General features: G+C 67.7%; 18 protein-coding genes and 1 pseudogene. 12 read left to right on the forward strand and 7 right to left on the reverse strand.

Annotated features, from left to right (window positions below):
* Nucleotides 1-360: 360 nt before the first annotated feature.
* The 3 genes from ppsA (at nt 361) to DIE22_RS20320 (ending at nt 4,287) form a co-directional block, all read left to right on the forward strand.
* Nucleotides 361-2,760 carry a phosphoenolpyruvate synthase gene (gene ppsA / locus DIE22_RS20310; protein WP_124605977.1) on the forward strand — a complete coding sequence of 800 codons (2,400 nt, stop codon included), beginning with the start codon at nt 361-363 and terminating at the stop codon, nt 2,758-2,760.
* 123 nt (nt 2,761-2,883) lie between these two features.
* Nucleotides 2,884-3,318, forward strand: a complete 435-nt coding sequence (locus DIE22_RS20315) for an NfeD family protein (RefSeq protein ID WP_124500043.1) — start codon at nt 2,884-2,886, stop codon at nt 3,316-3,318.
* A gap of 33 nt (nt 3,319-3,351) precedes the next feature.
* The gene (locus tag DIE22_RS20320) at nt 3,352-4,287 is read left to right on the forward strand and encodes an SPFH domain-containing protein (protein WP_124500044.1); all 936 of its coding nucleotides are present in this window, start codon (nt 3,352-3,354) and stop codon (nt 4,285-4,287) included.
* A 222-nt stretch (nt 4,288-4,509) separates the two neighbouring features.
* Here DIE22_RS20320 and smpB read toward each other — a convergent pair whose 3' ends face one another.
* The gene (gene smpB / locus DIE22_RS20325; RefSeq protein WP_006478511.1) at nt 4,510-4,956 is read right to left on the reverse strand and encodes an SsrA-binding protein SmpB; all 447 of its coding nucleotides are present in this window, start codon (nt 4,954-4,956) and stop codon (nt 4,510-4,512) included.
* A gap of 98 nt (nt 4,957-5,054) precedes the next feature.
* Between smpB and DIE22_RS20335 the strand changes: the two genes are divergently transcribed.
* Both DIE22_RS20335 and DIE22_RS20340 read left to right on the forward strand, forming a co-directional pair.
* Nucleotides 5,055-5,492: a type II toxin-antitoxin system RatA family toxin gene (locus DIE22_RS20335; protein ID WP_124500045.1), complete on the forward strand. Its 438-nt coding sequence runs from the start codon at nt 5,055-5,057 to the stop codon at nt 5,490-5,492.
* A 4-nt stretch (nt 5,493-5,496) separates the two neighbouring features.
* Nucleotides 5,497-5,820, forward strand: a complete 324-nt coding sequence (locus DIE22_RS20340) for an RnfH family protein (protein WP_124500046.1) — start codon at nt 5,497-5,499, stop codon at nt 5,818-5,820.
* 52 nt (nt 5,821-5,872) lie between these two features.
* On the opposite strand, the gene DIE22_RS20345 is transcribed toward DIE22_RS20340, so the two are convergent.
* The 3 genes from DIE22_RS20345 to DIE22_RS20355 form a co-directional block, all read right to left on the reverse strand.
* A complete protein-coding gene (locus DIE22_RS20345) occupies nt 5,873-6,856 on the reverse strand; it encodes a DMT family transporter (protein ID WP_124500047.1) in 984 nt (327 codons plus the stop codon).
* A 180-nt stretch (nt 6,857-7,036) separates the two neighbouring features.
* Entirely contained in the window at nt 7,037-7,720 is a 684-nt protein-coding gene (locus DIE22_RS20350; protein ID WP_124605978.1) for a glutaminyl-peptide cyclotransferase, read from the reverse strand.
* A gap of 30 nt (nt 7,721-7,750) precedes the next feature.
* A complete protein-coding gene (locus tag DIE22_RS20355; protein WP_124605979.1) occupies nt 7,751-8,971 on the reverse strand; it encodes a helix-turn-helix domain-containing protein in 1,221 nt (406 codons plus the stop codon).
* A 113-nt stretch (nt 8,972-9,084) separates the two neighbouring features.
* On the opposite strand from DIE22_RS20355, the gene DIE22_RS20360 reads away from it, so the two are divergent.
* The 7 genes and pseudogenes from DIE22_RS20360 (at nt 9,085) to DIE22_RS20390 (ending at nt 17,182) form a co-directional block, all read left to right on the forward strand.
* Nucleotides 9,085-9,849 carry a DUF899 domain-containing protein gene (locus DIE22_RS20360; protein WP_124500050.1) on the forward strand — a complete coding sequence of 255 codons (765 nt, stop codon included), beginning with the start codon at nt 9,085-9,087 and terminating at the stop codon, nt 9,847-9,849.
* A gap of 13 nt (nt 9,850-9,862) precedes the next feature.
* A pseudogene (locus DIE22_RS20365) lies at nt 9,863-10,637 on the forward strand (DUF2182 domain-containing protein).
* Between the two features lie 276 nt (nt 10,638-10,913).
* Nucleotides 10,914-12,374: an IMP dehydrogenase gene (gene guaB, locus DIE22_RS20370; protein ID WP_124500051.1), complete on the forward strand. Its 1,461-nt coding sequence runs from the start codon at nt 10,914-10,916 to the stop codon at nt 12,372-12,374.
* A 6-nt stretch (nt 12,375-12,380) separates the two neighbouring features.
* On the forward strand, nt 12,381-12,980 hold the full coding sequence (locus DIE22_RS20375; protein ID WP_124605980.1) for a hypothetical protein: 600 nt from the start codon (nt 12,381-12,383) through the stop codon (nt 12,978-12,980).
* Between the two features lie 106 nt (nt 12,981-13,086).
* Nucleotides 13,087-14,706 (forward strand): glutamine-hydrolyzing GMP synthase, encoded by a 1,620-nt coding sequence (gene guaA, locus DIE22_RS20380; protein WP_124500053.1) that lies wholly within the window; start codon nt 13,087-13,089, stop codon nt 14,704-14,706.
* 320 nt (nt 14,707-15,026) lie between these two features.
* Nucleotides 15,027-15,704, forward strand: coding sequence for a heavy metal response regulator transcription factor (locus DIE22_RS20385; RefSeq protein ID WP_124605981.1), 678 nt, complete (start codon nt 15,027-15,029; stop codon nt 15,702-15,704).
* A complete protein-coding gene (locus DIE22_RS20390; RefSeq protein ID WP_124605982.1) occupies nt 15,701-17,182 on the forward strand; it encodes a heavy metal sensor histidine kinase in 1,482 nt (493 codons plus the stop codon). Before DIE22_RS20385 ends, DIE22_RS20390 begins: the two co-directional genes overlap by 4 nt.
* Here the strand turns inward: DIE22_RS20390 and DIE22_RS20395 are convergent.
* The 3 genes from DIE22_RS20395 to DIE22_RS20405 are packed head-to-tail and all read right to left on the reverse strand — an operon-like array spanning nt 17,163 to nt 23,323.
* The gene (locus tag DIE22_RS20395; RefSeq protein ID WP_124605983.1) at nt 17,163-18,656 is read right to left on the reverse strand and encodes an efflux transporter outer membrane subunit; all 1,494 of its coding nucleotides are present in this window, start codon (nt 18,654-18,656) and stop codon (nt 17,163-17,165) included. The genes DIE22_RS20390 and DIE22_RS20395 overlap by 20 nt on opposite strands.
* A 31-nt stretch (nt 18,657-18,687) precedes the next feature.
* Nucleotides 18,688-20,043, reverse strand: coding sequence for an efflux RND transporter periplasmic adaptor subunit (locus DIE22_RS20400; RefSeq protein ID WP_124606005.1), 1,356 nt, complete (start codon nt 20,041-20,043; stop codon nt 18,688-18,690).
* A gap of 49 nt (nt 20,044-20,092) precedes the next feature.
* Nucleotides 20,093-23,323, reverse strand: coding sequence for an efflux RND transporter permease subunit (locus DIE22_RS20405; RefSeq protein WP_124605984.1), 3,231 nt, complete (start codon nt 23,321-23,323; stop codon nt 20,093-20,095).
* Nucleotides 23,324-23,531: the final 208 nt, after the last annotated feature.

Genomic DNA, 23,531 nt, shown 5'->3' on the forward strand with positions numbered 1-23,531 from the left:
CGTGAAGGGCGGTTGCGCGGGCGGCTGGAGGTTCGCCTCCAGACGCAGTGACAAGGTCGCGCCACATCCGGCAGCCGGCACGGTAGAATAGCGGCAACCTGTTGGATAAGCAATTGCGGGGGCAGGGGTGCGGACGGCATCCCGGGTTTGGCCGTTCGATCGAAAATTCCCGGCAAGTTCGGCGATTCGTCTGAGTATATCGCCCTTCTGCCGGGATTTTTGCAAGTCGGGTCGGAAGATTTTCCGCCGCTGCGATTGTTTTTCCAACAGGTTGCGCAAGACGCGCCGCGCCTTTTTGCAAGCGCCCGCGTCCGAGCCCACTTGCGCAATCGAGCATTTTTTTCACACTTAGGGGCTTGTATGACTAACGCAGCAAACGTCGCAAAGGACCAGGCGTATGTAATCCCGTTCGAGCAGTTGCGGATGACCGATGTGGAGATCGTGGGCGGCAAGAATGCGTCGCTCGGCGAGATGATCAGCCAGCTTTCCGAAGCAGGCGTTCGCGTACCCACCGGTTTCGCCACGACCGCGCTCGCTTTCCGCGATTTCCTCAAGCACAACGATCTGACCGATCGCATCGCCAAGCGTCTCGAGTCGCTCGACATCGACGACGTGAAGGCGCTCGCCGAAGCCGGTGCCGAAATCCGCAAGTGGATCGTCGACGCGCCGATGCAGGCACGTCTCGAGGAGGAAATCCGTGCACAGTTCGAAATCCTGAAGAACGGCTCGCCGGGCGAACTGTCGTTCGCCGTGCGCTCGTCCGCGACCGCGGAAGACTTGCCCGATGCTTCGTTCGCCGGCCAGCAGGAGTCGTATCTGAACGTCGTCGGCATCGACGACGTGCTCGACCGCATGAAGCACGTGTTCGCGTCGCTGTACAACGACCGCGCGATCTCGTACCGCGTGCACAAGGGCTTCACGCACGCCGAGGTCGCGCTGTCGGCCGGCGTGCAGCGCATGGTCCGCTCGGACGTCGGCGCGGCCGGCGTGATGTTCACGATCGACACCGAATCGGGCTTCAAGGACGCCGTGTTCATCACGTCGAGCTACGGCCTGGGCGAAACCGTCGTGCAGGGCGCCGTGAACCCGGACGAGTTCTACGTGTTCAAGACGACGCTCGCACAGGACAAGTACCCGATCATCCGCCGCTCGATCGGCTCGAAGCTGATCAAGATGGAATTCACGCAGCCGGGCGAGCCGGGCCGCGTGAAGACGGTCGACGTGCCGCACGAGCAGCGCAACCGCTACTCGATCACCGACGAAGACGTGATCGAGCTCGCGAAGTACGCGGTCATCATCGAGAAGCACTACCAGCGTCCGATGGACATCGAGTGGGGCAAGGACGGCCGCGACGGCAAGATCTTCATCCTGCAGGCACGTCCGGAAACGGTGAAGAGCCAGGCGAACGGCAAGGCCGAGCAGCGCTTCAAGCTGAAGGGCCAGTCGCAGGTGCTGGCGACGGGCCGTGCGATCGGCCAGAAGATCGGCGCGGGCCCCGTGCGCGTGATCCAGGATCCGTCGGAAATGGAACGCGTGCAGCCGGGCGACGTGCTGGTGGCGGACATGACCGACCCGAACTGGGAGCCGGTGATGAAGCGTGCGGCGGCGATCGTCACGAACCGTGGCGGCCGGACCTGCCACGCGGCGATCATCGCGCGTGAGCTCGGCGTGCCGGCAGTCGTCGGCTGCGGCGACGCGACCGACGTGCTGAAGGACGGCGCGCTCGTCACCGTGTCGTGCGCGGAAGGCGACGAAGGCAAGATCTACGACGGGCTGCTCGAGACGGAAGTCACGGAAGTGCAGCGCGGCGAGCTGCCGGAAATCCCGGTCAAGATCATGATGAACGTCGGCAACCCGCAGCTCGCGTTCGACTTCTCGCAACTGCCGAACGGCGGTGTTGGCCTCGCGCGTCTCGAGTTCATCATCAACAACAACATCGGCGTGCACCCGAAGGCGATCCTCGAGTACCCGAACATCGACCAGGACCTGAAGAAGGCGGTCGAGAGCGTCGCGCGCGGCCACGCGTCGCCGCGCCAGTTCTACGTCGACAAGCTGACGGAAGGCGTCGCGACGATCGCCGCGGCGTTCTATCCGAAGCCCGTGATCGTGCGCCTGTCCGACTTCAAGTCGAACGAGTACAAGAAGCTGATCGGCGGTTCGCGCTACGAGCCGGACGAGGAAAACCCGATGCTGGGCTTCCGCGGCGCGTCGCGCTACATCGCCGAAGACTTCGCGCAGGCGTTCGAGATGGAATGCCGCGCACTGAAGCGCGTGCGCGACGAGATGGGCCTGACCAACGTCGAGATCATGGTGCCGTTCGTGCGGACCGTGAAGCAGGCGGCGCGTGTCGTCGGCCTGCTCGAGAAGTTCGGCCTGAAGCGCGGCGAGAACGGCCTGCGCCTCGTGATGATGTGTGAAGTTCCGACCAACGCGATCCTGGCCGAAGAGTTCCTCGAGCACTTCGACGGTTTCTCGATCGGTTCGAACGACCTCACGCAGCTCACGCTCGGCCTCGACCGCGACTCGGGCATGGAACTGCTGGCCGTCGACTTCGACGAACGCGACCCGGCCGTCAAGTTCCTGCTCAAGCGCGCGATCGACACCTGCCGCAAGATGGGCAAGTACGTCGGCATCTGCGGCCAGGGCCCGTCCGATCACCCGGACTTCGCGCAATGGCTGGCCGACGAAGGCATCGTGTCGATCTCGCTGAACCCGGACACGATCATCGATACGTGGCAGGCGCTCGCCAACCGGAAGTAACGGCCGGTAATGCAACTTCGACGAAAGGGCGGCCCGCCGCTCTTTCGCTGAAGGCAAAATGCAAGGTTCATGCTATAAACACCCCGGTAGGCACCGGGGTGTTTTTGTTTGCAGGAGACCACAATGATGTCGGGGCATCTGTTCTGGTGGGTCGGGGTTGGCGTGCTGGTCGTGGCCGAATTGCTGACCGGCACGTTCTATCTGCTGATGATCGCGCTCGGCTTTCTCGCGGGCGCGCTGCTGCAGCTCGCGGGCTTTGCGCCGCACGTGCAGATCGGCGCGGCCGCCGCGGTCGCGATCACGGCGATGATCGTGCTGCGGCGCTCGGGGCTCGGGCGCAAGCAGAAGCGCGACACGTCGACGAATCCGGACGTCAATCTCGATATCGGCGCGACCGTCACGGTCGACGCGTGGCATGACGGCCGCGCACGCGTGCAGTATCGCGGCGCCGACTGGGACGTCGAGCTCGCGGCCGGCGAGCGCGACGATGCGCGCGTGTATCAGGTGAGAGCCGTGCGCGGCAACTGTCTGGTCGTCGTGGCGAAACCCGCTGGCTGATCGTCCACCGATAAAACAAGGAGGGAATACTTCATGGATTCGCTGATCATCTGGGTCGTCCTGCTCGTCATCGCCATCGTGATCGTATCGAAGACGGTGAAGATCGTGCCGCAGCAGCATGCGTGGGTGCTCGAGCGCTTCGGGCGCTATCACGCGACGCTGTCGCCCGGTCTCAATATCGTGCTGCCGTTCGTCGACCGGATCGCCTACCGGCACGTGCTGAAGGAAATTCCGCTCGACGTGCCGAGCCAGGTCTGCATCACGCGCGACAACACGCAGCTGCAGGTCGACGGCGTGCTGTACTTCCAGGTGACCGACCCGATGAAGGCGTCGTACGGGGCGAGCAACTTCGTGCTCGCGATCACGCAGCTTGCGCAGACGACGCTGCGCTCGGTGGTCGGCAAGCTCGAACTCGACAAGACCTTCGAGGAGCGCGACTTCATCAACCACAACATCGTGTCGGCGCTCGACCAGGCCGCCGCGAACTGGGGCGTGAAAGTGCTGCGTTACGAGATCAAGGACCTGACGCCGCCGAAGGAGATCCTGCATGCGATGCAGGCGCAGATCACCGCCGAGCGGGAAAAGCGCGCGCTGATCGCCGCGTCGGAAGGCCGCAAGCAGGAGCAGATCAACCTCGCGTCGGGCGCGCGCGAGGCCGCGATCCAGAAGTCCGAAGGCGAGCGGCAGGCCGCGATCAACCAGGCGCAGGGCGAGGCGGCCGCGATTCTCGCCGTGGCCGAAGCGAACGCGCAGGCGATCCAGAAGATCGCGAACGCGATCCAGTCGCAGGGCGGGATGGATGCCGTGAACCTGAAGGTCGCCGAACAGTATGTCGGCGCGTTCTCGAACCTCGCGAAACAGGGCAATACGCTGATCGTGCCGGCGAATCTGTCGGATCTCGGCACCGCGATTGCGTCGGCGCTGACGATCGTCAAGAACGCGGCGCCGGCCGCGGGCGGGAAGGGCTGAGCGAACGCGCGGTTGGCCGCGTCGGCGGCCGTTGCGTGCGCCCGGCATGCGGCGAATCGTCGCGCCACGGAATCGCGCCCCGTTTGCATCGCGACGGGCGGCGCAGGGTTTCATCCGGGACAGTGAGCGGCTGCTCGATCGGCGCTCGCGCAAATCAAGCTGTTTAAAGCGACACGGCCCGCTTCGAGCGGGCCGTGTCGTTTGCGATGCGGGGCGTGCGTGTCAGGTGCCGGCGCGCATGATGCGGGCCTTTTCGCGTTCCCAGTCGCGCTTCTTCTCGGTTTCACGCTTGTCGTGCAGCTTCTTGCCCTTCGCGAGCGCGATGTCGCATTTCACGCGACCGCCCTTGTAGTGGAAGTTCAGCGGCACGAGCGTGTAGCCGCGCTGCTCGACCTTGCCGATCAGTTTCTTGATTTCCTCGCGGTGCAGCAGCAGCTTGCGCGTGCGGACCGGATCGGGCTTGATGTGCGTCGAGGCTTCGGGCAGCGGGCTGATGTGGGTGCCGATCAGGAAGATCTCGGCGTTCTTGACCACGACATAGCCTTCCTTGATCTGGCCGCGCCCGGCGCGCAGCGCCTTGACTTCCCAGCCCTCAAGCACGAGCCCCGCCTCGTAGCGTTCCTCGATGTGATAATCGAAGTGCGCTTTCCTGTTGTCGATGATGCTCATGAAAGGATTGGGCCAACTCGTTTAAAATCACGATTTTAGCAAAGCGGGGCGGGAATCGCCCGGCTTGCGTTCTCACCTCGAGCGATGCCGCGCGATTTATGGCAGATGTCCAGAAAACCGTATTGATCCGTCATTCGGCGGAACAGATGTTCGACCTCGTCACCGACGTGGCCGACTACCCCAATTTCCTGCCCTGGTGCGGCGGCGTCGAGATTCGCCGTCAGGACGACAGCGGGATGGAAGCGCGCATCGACATCAACTTCAAGGGCATCAAGCAGCATTTCGCGACGCGCAACACGCAGCAGCGCCCGACGCGGATCGACATGGAGTTCGCGGACGGCCCGTTCAGGAAGTTCACGGGCTCGTGGCGCTTCATTGCGCTGCGCGCCGATGCGTGCAAGATCGAATTCGCGCTGCACTACGAGTTCTCGAGCATCCTGCTCGAGAAGATCATCGGGCCGGTGTTCAGCCATATCGCGAACACGTTCGTCGATTCGTTCGTCAAGCGCGCCGACCAGCGCTACGGGAAGGGGTGACGCCATGCTGTCGATCGAAGTCTGCTACGCGCTGCCGGATCGCCAGACGCTGATTCCGGTGTCGCTGCCCGAAGGCGCGACCGTGCGCTCGGCCATCGACGCGAGCGGCGTGCTTGCGCTGCACCCGGAGATCGATCTCGCGCAGGCGAAAACCGGGGTGTTCGGCAAGCTCGCGCCGCTCGACGCGGTGCTCGCCGATCACGACCGTGTCGAGATCTATCGTCCGTTGATCGTCGATCCGAAGCTCGCGCGCCAGCGGCGCGTCGACAAGACTCGCCGCGAAGGCTCCATCGAGGGCCGCAAGTGGATGCACAAGGACGCGCGCTGACGCGTCGCTCCAGCGCTTCCGGCCCGATTCGTCGGACCAGGCACAGCCGCGTTCAGTGAGTCGTGACGTTCGCGCTCGCGGCCGCGCTGCCGGGGGTATCGCCGCCCGCGTGCGTGTCGCCGTGCCGGCGCACCGCCCCGTAGACGCCCGCCAGCAGCAGCGCGAGCGCCGCGATCTCGAGCACGCGCGGCATCCGGTGGTCGTAGACGAACGCGTAGAGCATCGCGAACACGGTTTCGAACACGATCAGCTGGCCCGACAGCGTGAGCGGCAGCCGCTTCGACGCCGCATTCCACAGTCCGTTGCCGAGCCACGACGCGCCGATCGCGAGCACGAGGTTCAGCAGCCAGAACAGCTGCCAGCGCGATGCCGGGAGGGCCGCCTGCACCGTGCCGGCCGGCAGTGCGAGGATCGCGAGCCAGCAGAGCCCGCCGATTAGCCCCGTCACGACACCCCACAGCACCGACCACTCGTTGCCGCCGAAATGGTGGTGGCGCTGCAGGTAGCGCGCGTTCGCGACCGCGTACCAGGTCCAGTTGGCGAGCGCGCCGCTTGCGCAGGCGATGCCGGCCAGCTTCTGGCCGAGCGTCGTCGCATGCGCGGCTTCCGACGTGAAGAGGTCGACGTTGATGCAGACGATGCCGGCGATCACCAGTGCGAGCGGGGCGGCGAGGCGCCGCAGCGGCACTGCGCCGCGGTCGCCGAGGCCTGCGAGCGTGACGGTCACGGGCAGCACGCCGACGATCAGCGAGCTGGGCGCGATGCCGATCAGGTGCACGGCGCCCGACAGCAGCATGTAGTACGCGACGTTGCCGATCAGCGCGAGCTGCGCGAGCGCGACCAGGTCCTCGCGGGTCAGCCGCGCGAGCAGCGAGCGGGCGGCCGGCAGTGCCGCCGCCAGCGACACGAGGCCGTACATCGCGTAGCGGCCTGCGCTCAGCAGCAGCGGCGAGAAGTCGGACATCAGCCGCGGCACGAGAAAGACCATGCCCCACAACGCGCCTGCGAGGACGCCATACACCACACCGCGCTGCATCGACTGCTCCGGGCGAAAGACTGACGAGCGCGCATCTTAGCGACGGCGGCGCGACCGCGTCTTGTTCATTCCTGCACTCGGGAGCGGGCGGGATTCGGGATCGGCCGCGAGAGCCGCCGCGATCCGTTCCTGTTTACCGGGGATCGCGGCGGGCCGGACCGCCCTTCGACGATCAGCGGATCAGCCCTCGACCGGTTCGGCCGCCGCCGCACTGTCGCCCGCCGCGGCTGACCGCGCGGGGCGGCGCACGGCGCGCAGCTTGCCGCTGTTGCCGCCGCCGCAGTAGAACGTGTCGCGACCGTCGGACTCCAGCCCCGACACGCCGACGCCCGGCGGCATGTCGACCTGCTCGAGCACCTGCCCGGTGCGCGGGTCGATCCGCCGCAGTTCGCTCTCGTCCGCTTCCCAGGTGCCGTGCCACAGCTCGCCGTCGACCCACGTGACGCCGGTGACGAAGCGGTTCGATTCGATCGTGCGCAGCACGGCACCCGATTGAGGATCCACCTGATGAATCTTGCGCTCGCGGTACTGGCCGACCCACAGCGTGCCTTCGGCCCAGGCGAGCCCGGAATCGGCGCCGCCGCCTGGCGCGGGGATCGTCGCAAGCACGCGGCCCGATTCCGGATCGATCTTCTCGATGCGGTCCTCGACGATCTGGAACAGGTGCCGCCCGTCGAACGCGGTGCCCGCGTGCGCGGCGACGTCGAGTGTGCGCACGGTCGTGCCGCGTTCCGGGTCGAGCGCGTTCAGCTTGTCGCCGGATGCGAACCACACGTGCTGCCCGTCGAACGTGACGCCGTGCACGCCGTCGCCGCCCGGAAACGGGCCGTATTCGCGGAGAATGTCTGCGGTGGAGCGTTTCATGTCTGTCGCCTCGTGGTTGGTATCCCCATCCTAGTCGCCCGGCAGCGGCGCGGGGAGTAACAAGGTCGTCGCGAATCCGGGCAGCGGCGGCGTCATCCAGCGGCGCGCGCGGCCGCGGCCGAGCGCCTGCACCTTGTCCGCTTCGGCGAGCGTGTCGAGCGCCCGCTGCACGGTGCGCTGGCTCGCGCCGAGCGCGAGGGCCAGTGCGGAGCTCGACCATGCCTCGCCGTCCGCGAGCAGCGCGAGCACGGCCGCGTGACGGTCGTCGACGGGCCGCGCGAGCACGACGGTTTCGCGCGGGCCGAGCGGTTCGAGCGCGAAGCCGCGCGGCGTCGCGGTAATGTTCGCGAGCGGCCGCAGCATCGCGCGCAAGCGGCCGATCTCGACCCGCAGGCGGGCGCGATGCGATTCGTCCGCATGCTTCGCGCGAAACGCCGCGGCGACGAGCGCGTTTCTCGACACGTCGGCGGGCCAGGCCTCGCCGAGCATGCGGGCGAGCGCGAACAGCACCGGGCGGCGCGCGAGCGACACGGTCGTGCGCGCGTCGCGCACTGCGTGGCGGCACGCATCGACGACCAGCGTGTTCGATTCGAGCAGCGCCTCGACCTCGTCGAGCAGCACCAGCCGCGACGCACCGCGCGCGACGAGTCGCGCGGCCGGCGTATCGAGCACGCGCGCGGCCGTGTCGACTTCGGCCGTCAGCGCGGCGATGCCGGCGTCTTGCGCGGCCGCGCGCGCGCGGGCGACGGCCAGGCGCGCCGCGTGCGGCCGGATGCGGCGCATTGCGATGCCGGCCGCGATCAGTTCGTGGGCCGCGCGCGATGCGGCCGGCAGCGGCGCGGGGTCGAGGCTTGCGAGCCGCCGCTCGGCGTCGTCGACGTGCCCGATCAGCAGCAGGCGGCGCACGCCGAGGTAGCGCGCATGCGCGGCGTTCGCGCGGTCGCCGTGCGCGTCGAGCGTCGCGCAGGCGGCGTCGAGTGCGCGCGACGGCCAGCCGAGGTCGCGCGACGCCAGCGCGATCTCGGCTTCCGCGACGACGCAGCGCGCCCGCGCGACGGCTTCCCTTGCGCCGAATGCGCGTGCCGCACCGCGCACGAGCGCCCGCGCGCGCTCGAAATCGCCGAGCTGCGCCATCGCGATGCCGCGCAACGCGAGCGCCGGTGCGTCGTCGCGCAGCGCGACGCGGTTCAGCGCGCCGAGCGGGTCGCCCGCCGCGAGCGCGCGTGCCGCGGCCGTGATCAGCGAATCCATCCGAATCCCGACACAGTTGTCACTCCCTCCGGTCCGATGCCCGGCCCTAATCTAGCACCACGCACACGGCAGAGGCGCCGTGCCCGGATCCCTGACGAAAGGAGGAACCCGCAATGACGAACCATCTCACCGGAACCCGCGACGAATGGCTGGCTGCGCGCCGCGCGCTGCTCGACGCGGAAAAGACGCTGACACGGCAGAGCGACGAGCTCGCGCGGCGGCGCCAGGCGCTGCCGTGGGTGCGCGTCGACAAGGCCTACCGGTTCGATACCGAGGACGGTCCGGCGACGCTCGACGATCTGTTCGGCGGCCGCTCGCAGCTACTCGTCTATCACTTCATGTTCGGCCCCGACTACCAGGCCGGCTGCCCGTCGTGCTCGGCGCTCGCCGACGGCTTCGACGGCTTTGCGGTCCACCTCGCGAACCACGACGTGACGCTCGCGGCGGTGTCGCGCGCGCCGCTCGCGAAACTGCTCGCGTACCGGCAGCGGATGGGCTGGCACTTTCCGTGGGCGTCGTCGGACGGCGGCGCGTTCAATTTCGACTTCAACGTGTCGTTCACCGAAGCGCAGCAGCGCAGCGGCGACGTCGAATACAACTATGCGCGGGCCGGCCACGCGATGGACATGGACCCGCCGCCGGCCGCCGTCGCGCAGTTCGCGGCGACCTGCGGCACCGACGCCGCCACGTACGCGCGCGACCGGCCGGGGATGAGCGCGTTCGTGCGCGAGGACGGCGTCGTCTATCACACGTATTCGACCTATGCGCGCGGGCTCGACGGGCTGTGGGGGATGTACCAGTGGCTCGATCGCGCGCCGCTCGGGCGCAACGAGACGGGCGTGTGGTGGCGCCGTCATGACGAATACGCGCGCGGTTGAGTGCGGGCCGGCGATGAGCGTCGCGACGAAACCTGCCGCGACCGGCGCCGCGGGCGGCGGCCGGCGGGCGTTCGGCGCCGCGCTTGTCGCGGTGTTCGCCGCCGCCTTGTGGGCGACGCTCATGCAGCACGCATCGATGGACGCGATGGGCGGCATGCCGATGGCGGGCAGGGCGCGCGTTCACCGCGTTCGCCGGCATGTGGGGCGCGATGACGGTGACGATGATGATGCCGGTGCTGGCGCCGGTGCTGTGGCGATATCGGCAGAGCCTCCGCCCGGTGGGCGGCGCGCGTGCGGCATGGCTCGTCGCGATTGCGGGCGCCGGGTATTTCTCGGTGTGGATGGCGGTCGGCGCGGCAGCGTTTCCCGCCGGCGGTGCGTTGGCGGCGGCCGCGACGCGGCTGCCCGCGCTCGCTGCCGCGATGCCGTTTGCCGCCGGCGCGGTCATGCTTGGCGCCGGCATGCTGCAGTTTTCCGGCTGGAAGATGCGCCGGCTTGCCTGCTGCCGGCACGCGCCGGACGACGAAGGTGCGCGGCGCTCGGGTGCCGGCGCCGCGTGGCGGCACGGCGCGCGGGCCGCCACGCGTTGCGGCGCCTGCTGCGGGAACCTGATGGCCATTGCATTGGCGGCCGGCGTGATGGATCTGCGGGTGATGGCCGTCGTGACGATGGCCATTGCCGCCGAGCGGCTGGTTCCGGCCGGCGAACGCGTCGCGCGGATCGTCGGGGGCGTCGCGATCGGCGCCGGCGCAGCGATGATCGCGTGCGCCGCGGCCAGGCTGGCCTAGCGGCGCTCGAGGCTGCCGGCACGGATTGAACGGGGCCGGCGGAGGCGCCGCCGTCCGGTCCCGCATGGTACGGCAACGACGTGCGATCGGCCTGCTTCCGGCCGGCTGCGCGAACGGGGCGATGCCGGGGTGAAACGAAAGGCGATCGAAAACGAACCGAACCGCGAACCGAACGATTCGGCCCCCGAACGCTTGAAAACGGCTAACCCGTTGTTCGTGTTGTGAAAATTCGCGGCGCTTCGCGTATAATTCGCTTTTGCGCCCATAGGATTTGCCATGCGTCTGATCCAAAAAGCACTCACTTTCGATGACGTGCTCCTCGTTCCCGCCTTCTCCGACGTTCTCCCGCGCGACACCAGCCTGAAGACCAAGCTGACCCGCAACATCTCCCTGAACATGCCGCTCGTGTCCGCCGCGATGGACACGGTCACCGAAGGTCGCCTCGCAATCGCGATGGCGCAGCAGGGTGGTGTGGGTATTGTCCACAAGAACCTCACGCCGGCCGAGCAGGCCCGCGAGGTCGCGAAGGTCAAGCGTTTCGAATCGGGCGTCGTGCGCGACCCGATCACGGTCCCGCCGCAGATGAAGGTGCGCGACGTGATCGCGCTGTCGCGCCAGCATGGCATCTCGGGCTTCCCGGTCGTCGAAGGCCCGCAGCTCGTCGGCATCGTCACGAACCGCGACCTGCGTTTCGAATCGCGTCTCGACGAACCGGTCAAGTCGATCATGACACCGCGCGAGCGCCTCGTCACGGTCAAGGAAGGCACGCCGCTCGCCGAAGCGAAGGCGCTGATGCACAGCCACCGCCTCGAGCGCGTGCTGGTCGTCAACGACGCGTTCGAACTGCGCGGCCTGATGACCGTCAAGGACATCACGAAGCAGACCGAACACCCGGATGCATGCAAGGACGAACACGGCAAGCTGCGCGCAGGCGCGGCGGTCGGTGTCGGCCCCGACAACGAAGAGCGCGTCGAGCTGCTGGTGCAGGCCGGCGTCGACGTGATCGTCGTCGATACCGCGCACGGCCACAGCAAGGGCGTGCTCGAGCGCGTGCGCTGGGTCAAGCAGAACTTCCCGCACGTCGAGGTGATCGGCGGCAACATCGCGACCGCAGCCGCCGCGAAGGCGCTCGTCGAATACGGCGCGGACGCGGTCAAGGTCGGCATCGGCCCGGGCTCGATCTGCACGACGCGGATCGTCGCGGGCGTCGGCGTGCCGCAGATCAGCGCGATCGCGAACGTCGCGGAAGCGCTGAAGGGCACCGGCGTGCCGTGCATCGCCGACGGCGGCGTGCGTTTCTCGGGCGACGTGTCGAAGGCCCTCGCGGCCGGCGCGAACGCGGTGATGATGGGCAGCATGTTCGCGGGCACCGAAGAGTCGCCGGGCGACGTGTTCCTGTACCAGGGCCGCCAGTACAAGTCGTACCGCGGCATGGGCTCGGTCGGCGCGATGAAGGACGGCGCGGCGGACCGCTACTTCCAGGACAACTCCGCGAACATCGACAAACTCGTGCCGGAAGGCATCGAAGGCCGCGTCGCGTACAAGGGCTCGGTCAACGCGATCCTGTTCCAGCTGGTCGGCGGCGTGCGTGCGAGCATGGGCTACTGCGGCTGCCGCACGATCGACGAGCTGCACGACAAGGCCGAATTCGTCCAGATCACCGCGGCGGGCATGCGCGAGTCGCACGTGCACGACGTGCAGATCACGAAGGAAGCACCGAACTACCACGTGGACTGATCGCCGATGAAACCGCTGCTGCGAGCCGTGCTGATCGTCGACGCCGTGCTGTTGCTGGCGTTCGGCGTGCTGTTCGTGCTGACACCCTGGCAGGCGCTGTTCAATGCGCTGCAACTGGCGAACATCCAGCCGGCGATGCTCGGCCAGGCGTTCGGCATCGCGCTGCTCGGGCTCGCATGGCTCGCGTTCCATGCGGCGGTCAACGGCGATCTCACGGCGCCCGTTGCACGTGCGGTCGGCCATGTGAACTGGCTGATCGGCGTGTTGGCGGTCGTGTGGTCGTTGGGCACCGGCAACGGTCCCGCGCTCGCGGCCGCCGGCCGGGTGCTGTCGGCGATGGCCGGGGTCGCGCTGATCGTGCTCGGTCTCGGTGGCGTGCGGCTTGCATCGGCCGTGCGGCGGCGCGAGAAGGCACAGGCGCTCGAGGCCCGGGACGTGCAGCGTCCGGCCGAACCGGCGCCGGCCTCCGCCACGCCGCAGCGGGTCGAGCCGGTCGTCGGCCGTCCGGCGGCGCCTTCGGCGCCGGCCGCGGCAGTCGCGCCGGCTGTATCCGATCGCGTGTCAGGCAGCGTCGCATTCGACGCGCGCCCGCCGTCGCAGGATTGACCGGCGTGCGTCGCGCGAGCCGCCTGCCGCCCGACGCCGTTGTCCATGCTATTGACGCAGCGCTTCATGCGCTGCTTTTCTTATTCTCTTCATCCCGTCCGCAGCCATGCACGACAAAATCCTGATTCTCGACTTCGGTTCGCAAGTCACCCAACTGATCGCGCGGCGCGTGCGCGAAGCGCACGTCTACTGCGAAATCCACCCGAACGACGTGTCCGACGACTTCGTCCGCGAGTTCGCGCCGAAGGCGGTGATCCTGTCGGGCAGCCACGCGAGCACGTACGAAGACCACCAGCTGCGCGCGCCGCAGGCCGTGTGGGATCTCGGCGTGCCGGTGCTCGGCATCTGCTACGGCATGCAGACGATGGCCGTGCAGCTCGGCGGCAAGGTCGAGTGGAGCGACCATCGCGAATTCGGCTACGCGGAAATGCGCGCGCACGGCCACACGCGCCTGCTCGACGGCATCGAGGATTTCAAGACGACCGAAGGCCACGGCATGCTGAAGGTCTGGATGAGCCACGGCGACAAGGTGGCCGAGCTGCCGCCAGGCTTCGCGCTGATGGCGTCGACGCCGAGCTGCCCGATCGCCGGCATGGCCGACGAGGCGCGCGGCTACTACGCGGTGCAGTTCCACCCGGAAGTCACACACACGGTGAAGGGTCGCCAGATCATCGAACGCTTCGTGCTGCAGATCGCCGGCGCGAAGCCCGACTGGATCATGAGCAACCACATCGAGGAAGCCGTCGCGAAGATTCGCGAGCAGGTCGGTGACGAGGAAGTGATTCTCGGCCTGTCGGGCGGCGTCGATTCGAGCGTCGCGGCCGCGCTGATCCATCGCGCGATCGGCGACCAGCTGACCTGCGTGTTCGTCGACCACGGCCTGCTGCGCCTGAACGAAGGCAAGATGGTGCTCGACATGTTCGAGGGCCGCCTGCATGCGAAGGTCGTGCACGTGGACGCGTCCGAGCAGTTCCTCGGCCACCTGACCGGCGTGACCGATCCGGAAGCGAAGCGCAAGATCATCGGCCGCGAATTCGTCGAGGTGTTCCAGGCCGAAGCGAAGAAGCTGTCGAAGGCGAAGTGGCTCGCACAGGGCACGATCTATCCGGACGTGGTCGAGTCGGGCGGCACGAAGACGAAGAAGGCGACGACGATCAAGAGCCACCACAACGTCGGCGGCCTGCCGGAAACGCTCGGCCTGAAGCTGCTCGAGCCGCTGCGCGACCTGTTCAAGGACGAAGTGCGCGAACTGGGCGTCGCGCTCGGCCTGCCGCCGGAGATGGTGTATCGCCATCCGTTCCCGGGCCCGGGTCTCGGCGTGCGGATCCTCGGCGAAGTGAAGCGCGAATACGCGGACCTGCTGCGTCGCGCGGACGCGATCTTCATCGAGGAACTGCGCGGCACGACCGCCACCGCGCAGGACGCGGCAGCCGGCCTGTGCGGCGAGGCCGACGTCGGCAAGACCTGGTACGACCTGACGAGCCAGGCATTCGCGGTGTTCCTGCCGGTGAAGTCGGTGGGCGTGATGGGCGATGGCCGCACGTACGACTACGTGACGTCGCTGCGTGCGGTGCAGACCACCGACTTCATGACCGCGCACTGGGCACACCTGCCGTACGCGCTGCTCGGCCGCGCGTCGAACCGGATCATCAACGAGGTGCGCGGGATCAACCGTGTGGTGTACGACATCTCGGGCAAGCCGCCGGCGACGATCGAGTGGGAGTGATCCTGACTGCTCTCCGGTCGTTCCGGGAGTTTCGTTTTTCCCTGTTTTTCCGTTAAAAAAAACAGGGGGTATTGTTCGCCGGAATCCTCTGCGATCCGCGCAATACCATGTGGAAATGTCGGTACCGTCGACGGTATCGATGTTTCCTCCTCGGACGGCATTGTCCGACACCGTCACGTCGGTTTGACGGTATCGGCCGGCACTGACCCGCTGATTACAATTTCGTCATCAAGCCGAGCCGCCCGACCGCGAAGTCTTTCCCACGGCCGTTTTCCCGGTAACATCGCCGCATCTCCCAAACGAATGCGATGGAGCCAATCATGCGCATCCTGATAGTCGAAGACGAGCCGAAGACGGGCGCGTATCTGAAGAAAGGGCTCGAGGAATCCGGCTTCAGCGTCGATCTCGCGAAGGACGGCGCGGAAGGGCTGATGCTCGCGCAGGAAGAGCACTACGACGTGATCGTGCTCGACGTGATGCTGCCCGTGCTCGACGGCTGGGGCGTGCTCAAGCGCCTGCGCGACACGCATGCCACGCCCGTGCTGTTCCTGACCGCGCGCGACGATGTGCAGGACCGCGTGCACGGTCTTGAACTCGGCGCCGACGATTACCTCGTGAAGCCGTTCGCGTTCGTCGAACTCCTCGCTCGCATCCGCACGCTTGCCCGCCGCGGGCCCCCGCGCGAGACCGAGCGCATCGTGGTCGGTGATCTGGAAATCGACGTCGTGCGCCGCCGCGTGAAACGCGGTACGGTGCGGATCGACCTGACGCCGCGCGAATTCTCGTTGCTGCAACTGCTCGCGCGCCGGCAAAGCGAGGTGCTGAGCCGCACGCAGATCGCCTCGTACGTGTGGGACATGAATTTCGACAGTGACACCAACGTCGTCGAAGTCGCGATCCGGCGGTTGCGCGCGAAGATCGACGACGCGTTTCCGATCAAGCTGATCCATACGGTGCGCGGCGTGGGCTACGTGCTCGAACCGAAGGGCGGTGCATGACGCCCGGTCGGTCGCTTGGCGCGACGCTCGCGCTTTCGTTTGGCGCGACCATGCTTGCGGTCTTCGCGCTCGTCGGTACGTACGTGTACACCGGCCTCGCGCGGCAGGTGAGCACGCAGGACGACCTGGACATCGTGCTTGCCGCACGACACACGCGCCGGCTTGCGGGCGAACTCGATTCGGTCGACGCCGTGCGCGCGCACGCGGACCGGCTGACGAGCCAGGTGCTCGGTAACACGGCCCTGTCGATGGCCGTGGTCGACGCTCGGGGCAATGTGCTCGCAAGGCACGACGTCGGGCGCAACGAGCGCGACGATCAGCCGGCGGTGGCATCGGGCACGGCGTCGCCGGCGCCATCCGTGTTGCACGATGCCGACCTGTTTCCGCCTCATGCGATGCCCGTGCCGGCGGCCGAACGCATTACGGCTGATCGGATCTTGACATGGAGCGTCGATGGCGGCACGCCCGTACGTGGCGTCGTCACCGACGCCATGCTGCGCGACGGTACGCGGATCCGGATTGCGATCGCGCGCAATATGGGCGATCGCGCCGAGCTGCTCGACGGCTATCGCGACAAGCTGAAGATTGCCGGCGGGCTGGGTGCGCTCATCGCGATGCTGCTCAGCTACGGGCTGATCCGCACGGCACTGGTACCGCTGCGCGAGATCGTCGCGAACACCGGCCGGATCACCGTCGACAAGCTCGACGCGCGGCTCGACGCCGCACGCGCGCCGCGCGAGCTGCGCGCGCTCGTCGATGCGCAGAACGCGATGCTCGGCCGCCTGGAGCAAGCGTTCGGGCATCTGTCGCAATTCAGCGCCGATCTCGCGCACGACCTGCGCACGCCGCTGAACAACATGCGTGGCGCGACCGAGGTGGCACTTGCCCGACCGCGTTCGCCCGACGAATACCAGGCGCTGCTCGAGTCGAATCTCGAGGAATACGACCGTCTCGCGCGGATGATCGAGAACGTGCTGTTTCTCGCGCGTGCCGAACACCCGTCCTTCGTGACGCGGCAGCGCGCGTTCGACGTGCATGACGAGCTGGCGCGCATCGCCGAATACTTCGAAGGGCTCGCCGATGAAGCAGGCTCGACGCTGCGTGTCGAAGGGCATGGCCAGCTGACCGCCGATGTCGAGCTGTTCCGCCGCGCGGTCGGCAACCTGCTCGCGAATGCGTTGCGCTATACGCCCGCGGGCGGCGTCATCGCACTGAGCGTCGCCGAAACGGCGGACACGGTACGCGTCGTCGTCGAGAATCCCGGTGAGCCGATCGATCCCGCGCTGCTGCCGCGCATTTTCGACCGGTTCGTGCGCGGCGATCCCGCGCGCAGCGGCGGCGTGCCGGGCGGCACGGCCGGGCTTGGCCTCGCGATCGTCCTCTCGGTGATGGAGCTGCACAGCGGCACCGCGCGCGTCGAAAGCGACGCGGCGAGCACGCGGTTCATTCTGACGTTCGTCAAGCCCCCTGCGTCCTGATCGCCGTGCCTGGCGCGGCGGCGCTCGCGGCGCTTTCCGCGCCCGCGTGCCAGCCGCCGCCCAGCGCCTTCAGCAGCCCGACCGAAGCCGCCATCCGGCGTGCGGCGATCTGGTCGGTCTGGCGCTGATTCGTCAGTGCGATCGTCTGCGCGGTCACCACGTCCAGATAGCTGACGGCGCCCGCGTTGAAGCGATTCGTCGTCAGCCGCAGTGACAGGTCGGCCGCGGCGGTCGCACGCTGCTGACTGGCGGCTTCGGACGCAAGCGCATCGAGCGTGGACAGTTGATCCTCGACTTGCTGGAAAGCGGCCAGCACGGTCTGACGATAGTCGGCGACGTCGCCATCGTACTGCGCGTGTGCGCCGCGCAGCGTCGCGCTGCGGCGTCCGCCATCGAACAGCGTGCCGACGAGTTGCGGACCGAGCGACCAGAACAGGCTTGGCGCGGTCAGCCACGGCGCGAAGAACCCGCTTTCCAGCCCCGCGCTCGCCGATAGCATGAGGTCGGGGAAGAACGCGGCGTGCGCTTCGCCGATCTGCGCGTTCGCGGCCGCGACACGGCGCTCGGCCGCCGCGATGTCGGGCCGTCGCTCGAGCAGTTGCGACGGCACGCCGGTTGGAATGGCAGGCACGTCGAACGCTTGATCGCGCGGAGGCAGTGCGAACGTCGATGCGCTTTCGCCGACGAGCGTCGCGATTGCATGCTGGAGCTGCGCACGCGACGCGTCGATGTCGGTGTCCTGCGTGCGGGTCGATTCCAGTTGGGTTTCGGCTTGCGCGACGGCGGACGCGTCGATCGCGCCAGCGGCGAGCTGCTGTTGCAGCAGTTTCAGCGCATCCCCATACGCGTGCACCGTATCGTCGAGCAGCCGCTTTTGCGTATCGAGCGAGCGCAGCGCGAAATAGTCGGTCGCGAGTTCGGCCGTGACCGACAGCTTGACGGCCTGCAAGTCGGCCGCGCTCGCGTCGGCGTTCGCCTGCGCACCCGCCACCGCGTCGCGCACACGGCCGAACACGTCGGGTTCCCAACTCGCAGCCAGACCGACCTGATGGTCGGGTGTCGTCTTGCCCGCGAGCGACGCGCCGAGCTTGTTCCGCGACAGGCGCGAACGGCTTTGCGCCACCCCGGCCGTGACGGTCGGCAGGAGCCCCGCATGCTGGTAGCTGACCTGCGCGCGCGCCTGCTGCAGATCGGCGACGGCTTTCTTCACGGTCTGGTTCGACACGTCGACGCGCGCTTCGAGCGCGTTCAGATCCGCGTCGTCGAACACGGTCCACCACGCGCCGCGCGACGCGGCATCGGCCGGCACTGCGACATGCCAGCCCGGTTGCGCGGCCGGTGCGCCGGCATAGTGCGCGGGCACGGCGACAGCCGGCGGCGAATAGGGCGGCAGCGTCGAGCAAGCGGCCAACGCGGCGGCAACGCCGAGCGCGACGACGCGGCGGGCGAACGGGAGCAGGCGAAGGAGACGCATGGCGGGGATCTCGCGGGTAGGCATGGACGGGTCAGGTGCGGGCGTTCGCCGACGACGTAACGGGCGTCGAAGCGGGCATGGGCGGTGCCGTGCGTGACGCTGTCGGGATATCGGCTGCCGAATCCGGTTGCGCTGCCGGCATCGCACCGTGCTCGACCGACATGATCTTCACGGCTTCGCCGCTTGAGATCGAATCGCCCGGGTTGTCGATCACGCGATCGGTCGGGGCGAGTCCCGCGACGATCTCGACATGCGTGCCGAAATCACGCCCGATCCGCACGGTTTTCAGCGCCGTGCGGCCGTTCGCGCCGACCGTTGCGACGGTCACGCCGTTCGACCGGAACAGCAACGCACTGACCGGCAGCTCGAACGCCGGCGCCGTGCTCGCCACGAGCAGATGTGCCTGGGTATACGCGCCGGGCAGCAACGCGCCATCGCGATTGTCGACGTCGATCTCGACACGCAGCGTGCGCGTCACCGGATCGATCGCGCCCGCACTGCGCGCGACGTGCGCGGCGAAGCGCCGCCCGGGATACTGCTGCGTGGTCAGGTAGACGGACGTGCCGGTCGATACGCCGGCCGCGCTGTCCTGAGGCACGTCGACGAACACGCGCAGCGTGTCGGTTTGCTCCAGATGGAACAGTTCGCCCGACAGCCCGGCGCTGCCGGGCGTGCCGCCGGCCGTCACGAGCGTGCCGACGTCGACGTTGCGCGCGGTAATGACGCCGTCGAACGGCGCGGTCACCGATTCGTACGACACGAGTTCGTTCAGATGCGCGGCATTGGCCTGCGCGGATGAGAGCATCGCGCGCTTCGCGTTCATGTCGGCGACCTTCGTGTCGGTGTCCTGCTGCGACACCGATTGCGTCTTCAGCATGTCCTGCCAGCGCTGCGCGGTCGATTTCGCATAGTCGTAGTTCGCCTGCGCGGTCGCCGCGTCCGCGCGCGCCTGGCGCAACTGCGCGTCGAGGTCGGGTGCCGTGATCTGCGCGAGCGTTTGCCCGGCCTTCACATGCGTGCCGATGTCCGCGCTCCAGTGCTCGATGTAGCCGCTCGTGCGCGCGTAGATCGACGCTTCGGCATACGGCATCACCGCGCCTGGCAGCGTGAGCGTCTGGTCGGCCGGCGCGGTGCCGGGCTGGATCACGGTCACCGGCAGCGCCTGCTGCGCGGCCACCTGCTGGCGCTGCGCGGCGCGCGCGTCGACGCGCGGCACGATGCCGATCGCGAGCAGCGCGGCGGCGACCCCAAGCGCGGCGAGCGGGACCGCCAGCTTGCGGCCGTGCCGGGGCGGCGGCGTTTCCGGCGCCGCGCCATGCCCGGCAGGTGGCATCGTTTCCGGTTCGGCAGCCAGCGGCGGGGCGAGAGGTTCGGTCGTGTCGTTCATGATGGTTTCGAAGTCGGGCGAGTCGAGGGAAATCGGCATGCGTTCGCGATCAGGGCACCACCGGCATGTCCTGTGCGCGGCGGGCGGCGGCCGCCGCGCGGCGTCGGTCGAGCCACGCGTGAATGAATCCGAACAGGATGGGCACGAACAGCAGCGTCGACAGCGTGCCGAACGCCAGCCCGCCGATCACGGCACGGCCAAGCGGGGCGTTTTGCTCGCCGCCATCGCCGAGGCCGAGCGCCATCGGCAGCATGCCGATCAGCATCGCGAGCGCGGTCATCACGACGGGACGGAAGCGGCTGAATCCCGCGTCGAGCGCGGCCTGCCACGGCGGCGAACCGCCCGCGATCAGCTCGCGCGCCGCGTTGACGACGAGGATGCTGTTCGCGGTCGCGATGCCGATGCACAGGATCGTGCCGGTCAGCGCAGGTACCGACAGCGTGGTGCGCGTGACGAACAGCATCCATGCGATGCCGGCGAGCGACGCGGGCAGGCCGCCGACGATCGCGAGCGGATCGAGCCACGACTGGAAATTGACGACCATCAGCAGATAGACGAGGGCGATCGCGAGGGCAAGTCCGCCGAGCAGGCCGGCAAACGATTCGTGCATCGCCTGAACCTGGCCGCGCAGCACGATCGACGAACCGGGCGGGAGTTGCGCACGCGCATCGTCGACGAGCTTCGTCACGTCTGCCGTGACGCCGCCGAGGTCGCGGCCCTGTACCGACGCGAAAATGTCGAGCACGGGCTGCACGTTGTAATGCGACACCACGGCCTGCTGCGTCGCGCGTGAGAATGCGCCCAATGCGCCGAGCAGGTTCTGTGCGGGCGCGCCTGCGGCCGGGCCGCCGACGGGCGTCCGCGGCGAGCGTGTGCCGTCCGTCGGCAGCGGTATGTTCGCAAGGGCCTGCAGCGAGTCGACCGAATACTGCGGTGCCTGCACGATCAACGGGTAGCTGACGCCGTTGCGCGGATCGAGCCAGAAGTTCGGCGTCGTCTGCGAACTGCCCGACAGCGCGATCAACAGGTTCTGTGCGACGTCGCGTTGTTCGAGGCCGGCCTGGATCGCTTTCGTGCGGTCCACGTCGACGTTGATCGCAGGTTCGTCGCCGGGCTGCTGGATGCGCGTATCGACGAGGCCGCGTACGCCGCGCAGTTTTGCGAGCAGCGCGTTCGCCACCGCACGGTTCTGGTCCAGCTTGTTGCCGACGATCTGGATGTCGATCGGCGCGGGCAGCCCGAAATTGAGAATCTGGCTGACAATGTCGGCCGGCAGGAACGCGAACGTGACACCCGGGAACGACTGCGCGAGCACGTTGCGCAGCTTCGCGACATAGGCTGCCGTGGGCGCGTGGTTCGGCTTCAGCGAGATCATCACGTCCGCGTCCTCGGTGCCGATCGGGTCGGACGAGTCGTACGTGAGGTTGATCCCGCTCACCGGCACGCCGATGTTGTCGAGCATGCCCGCCAGTTCGTTCGCCGGAATCACGGTCCGGATGCGCGCTTCCACTTCGTCGGTGAGGCGTGCGGTTTCCTCGATCCGCGTGCCGGTCGGCGCGCGCAGATGCAGGCGGATCTCGCCCGTGTCGACCGACGGAAAGAAATCCTGGCCGGCGAACGCGAACAGGCCGGTCGATGCGGCGCACGCGAGCAGGAACGCGGCCGCAAAACGGCGACGGTGCGCGATCGCTGCCGACAGCAGCGCGCGATAGCGCAGCCGGACCGCCTCGAAGCGACCTTCGAACGCGGCCTGGAATCGTGCGATGCGCGCGAACGCGCCACGCGGCGGCCGGCCGTGACCCTTCGCGCGCATCAGTACCATTGCGAGCGTCGGTACCAGCGTGCGCGAGAAGAAATACGACGCGACCATCGCGAAGATCACGGCCTCGGCCATCGGCACGAACAGGTAGCGCGCGACGCCCGTCAGCATGAACATCGGCACGAACACGATGCAGATCGACAGCGTTGACACGAAGGTCGGCACGGCTATTTCACCCGCGCCGGTCAGGATGGCGTCTTCCAGGGGCGCACCTCGTTCCAGATGATGCGTGATGTTCTCGATCGCGACGGTCGCGTCGTCGACGAGTATCCCGACCGCGAGCGCGAGCCCGCCGAGCGTCATGATGTTGATGGTCTGGCCGAGCGCGCCCAGCGCGAGCAGCGACGTGAGCACGGCCAGCGGAATCGATACCGCGATGATCAGCGTCGCGCGCCAGCTGCCGAGGAACAACAGGATCATCAGCGCGGTCAGGCAGGCCGCGATCAGCGCCTCGCGCACGACACCCTGGATCGCCGCTTTCACGAACACCGACTGATCGCCGAGCGCGGAAATGTGCAGCGCTTTCGGCAAGCCGGCTGCAATCTTCGGCAGCATCGCCTTGACCTGGTCGATGATCGTCAGTGTCGACGCGCTGCCGGTCTTCTCGACGGTCAGCAGTGCCGCGCGCTTGCCGTCGATGCGCACGATGTTGGTCTGCGGTGCGTAGCCGTCGCGAACGTGCGCGACGTCGCGCACATAGACCACGTTGCCGTCGATCGTCTTGACGGGCAGATTGTTGAGCGCGGCGACCGTCTGCGTGCTGCCGTTCATCTGCACGTTGTACTCGCGCGTGCCGATCTTCGCGGTGCCGCCCGGCAGGATCAGGTTTTGCGCGTTGATCGCGTTCACCACGTCGATGGGCGCAAGGCCCTTCGCCTGCAGCGCGCGCGTGTCGAGGTCGACGACGATCTGGCGGATCTTGCCGCCGAACGGCAGCGGCACCGCCGCACCCTGCACGGTCGCGAGCTGCGTGCGGATGAAGCTGTTGCCGAGGTCGTACAGTTGCTGTTCGGCAAGCGTGTCGCTGGACAGTCCGAGTTGCAGGATCGGCACCGTCGATGCGTTGTACGTGATGATGTTCGGCGGCAGCGTGCCGGGCGGCAGGATCCGCAGGATCGACGCGGAATTGCTCGCGGCTTCCGCGATCGCGCGATTGATGTCCGCGCCGGGGTGGAAGAAGATCTTCACGACCGAAACGCCGTTCAGCGATTGCGATTCGATGTGCTCGATGTCGTCGACATCCGACGTCAGCGCACGCTCGTAGTTCGACGTGATCCGCTTGGCCATGTCCTCGGCGGAGAAGCCGTTGTATGACCAGACGATGCTGACGACCGGAATGTCGATGTTCGGGAAGATATCGGTCGGCGTGCGCAGGATCGCGAGCGGCCCCGCGATGAAGATCAGCAGCGCGAGCACGACGAATGTATAAGGCCTGCGCAACGCCAGCCGGACGATCCACATGATGTTGTTCCTCGAAGCAGGGCATGGGTACCGCATTCGATGCGGCAGAGCATGCAGTCTGCTGGCGCGGCGCTGACCCGACTCTGACTCGAAGATTACGAAACTGTTATCGGTGCGCGGGACGAGGATTTCAAAATTGTCATCTACCGGTCAGCGTCGGGTACGGGCCGATCGCCAGAATGGAGGTGTCAGGCGGCGAATCGCGATT

The sequence above is a fragment of the Burkholderia sp. Bp9142 genome (genome assembly GCF_003853415.1).
Lineage (GTDB): Bacteria > Pseudomonadota > Gammaproteobacteria > Burkholderiales > Burkholderiaceae > Burkholderia.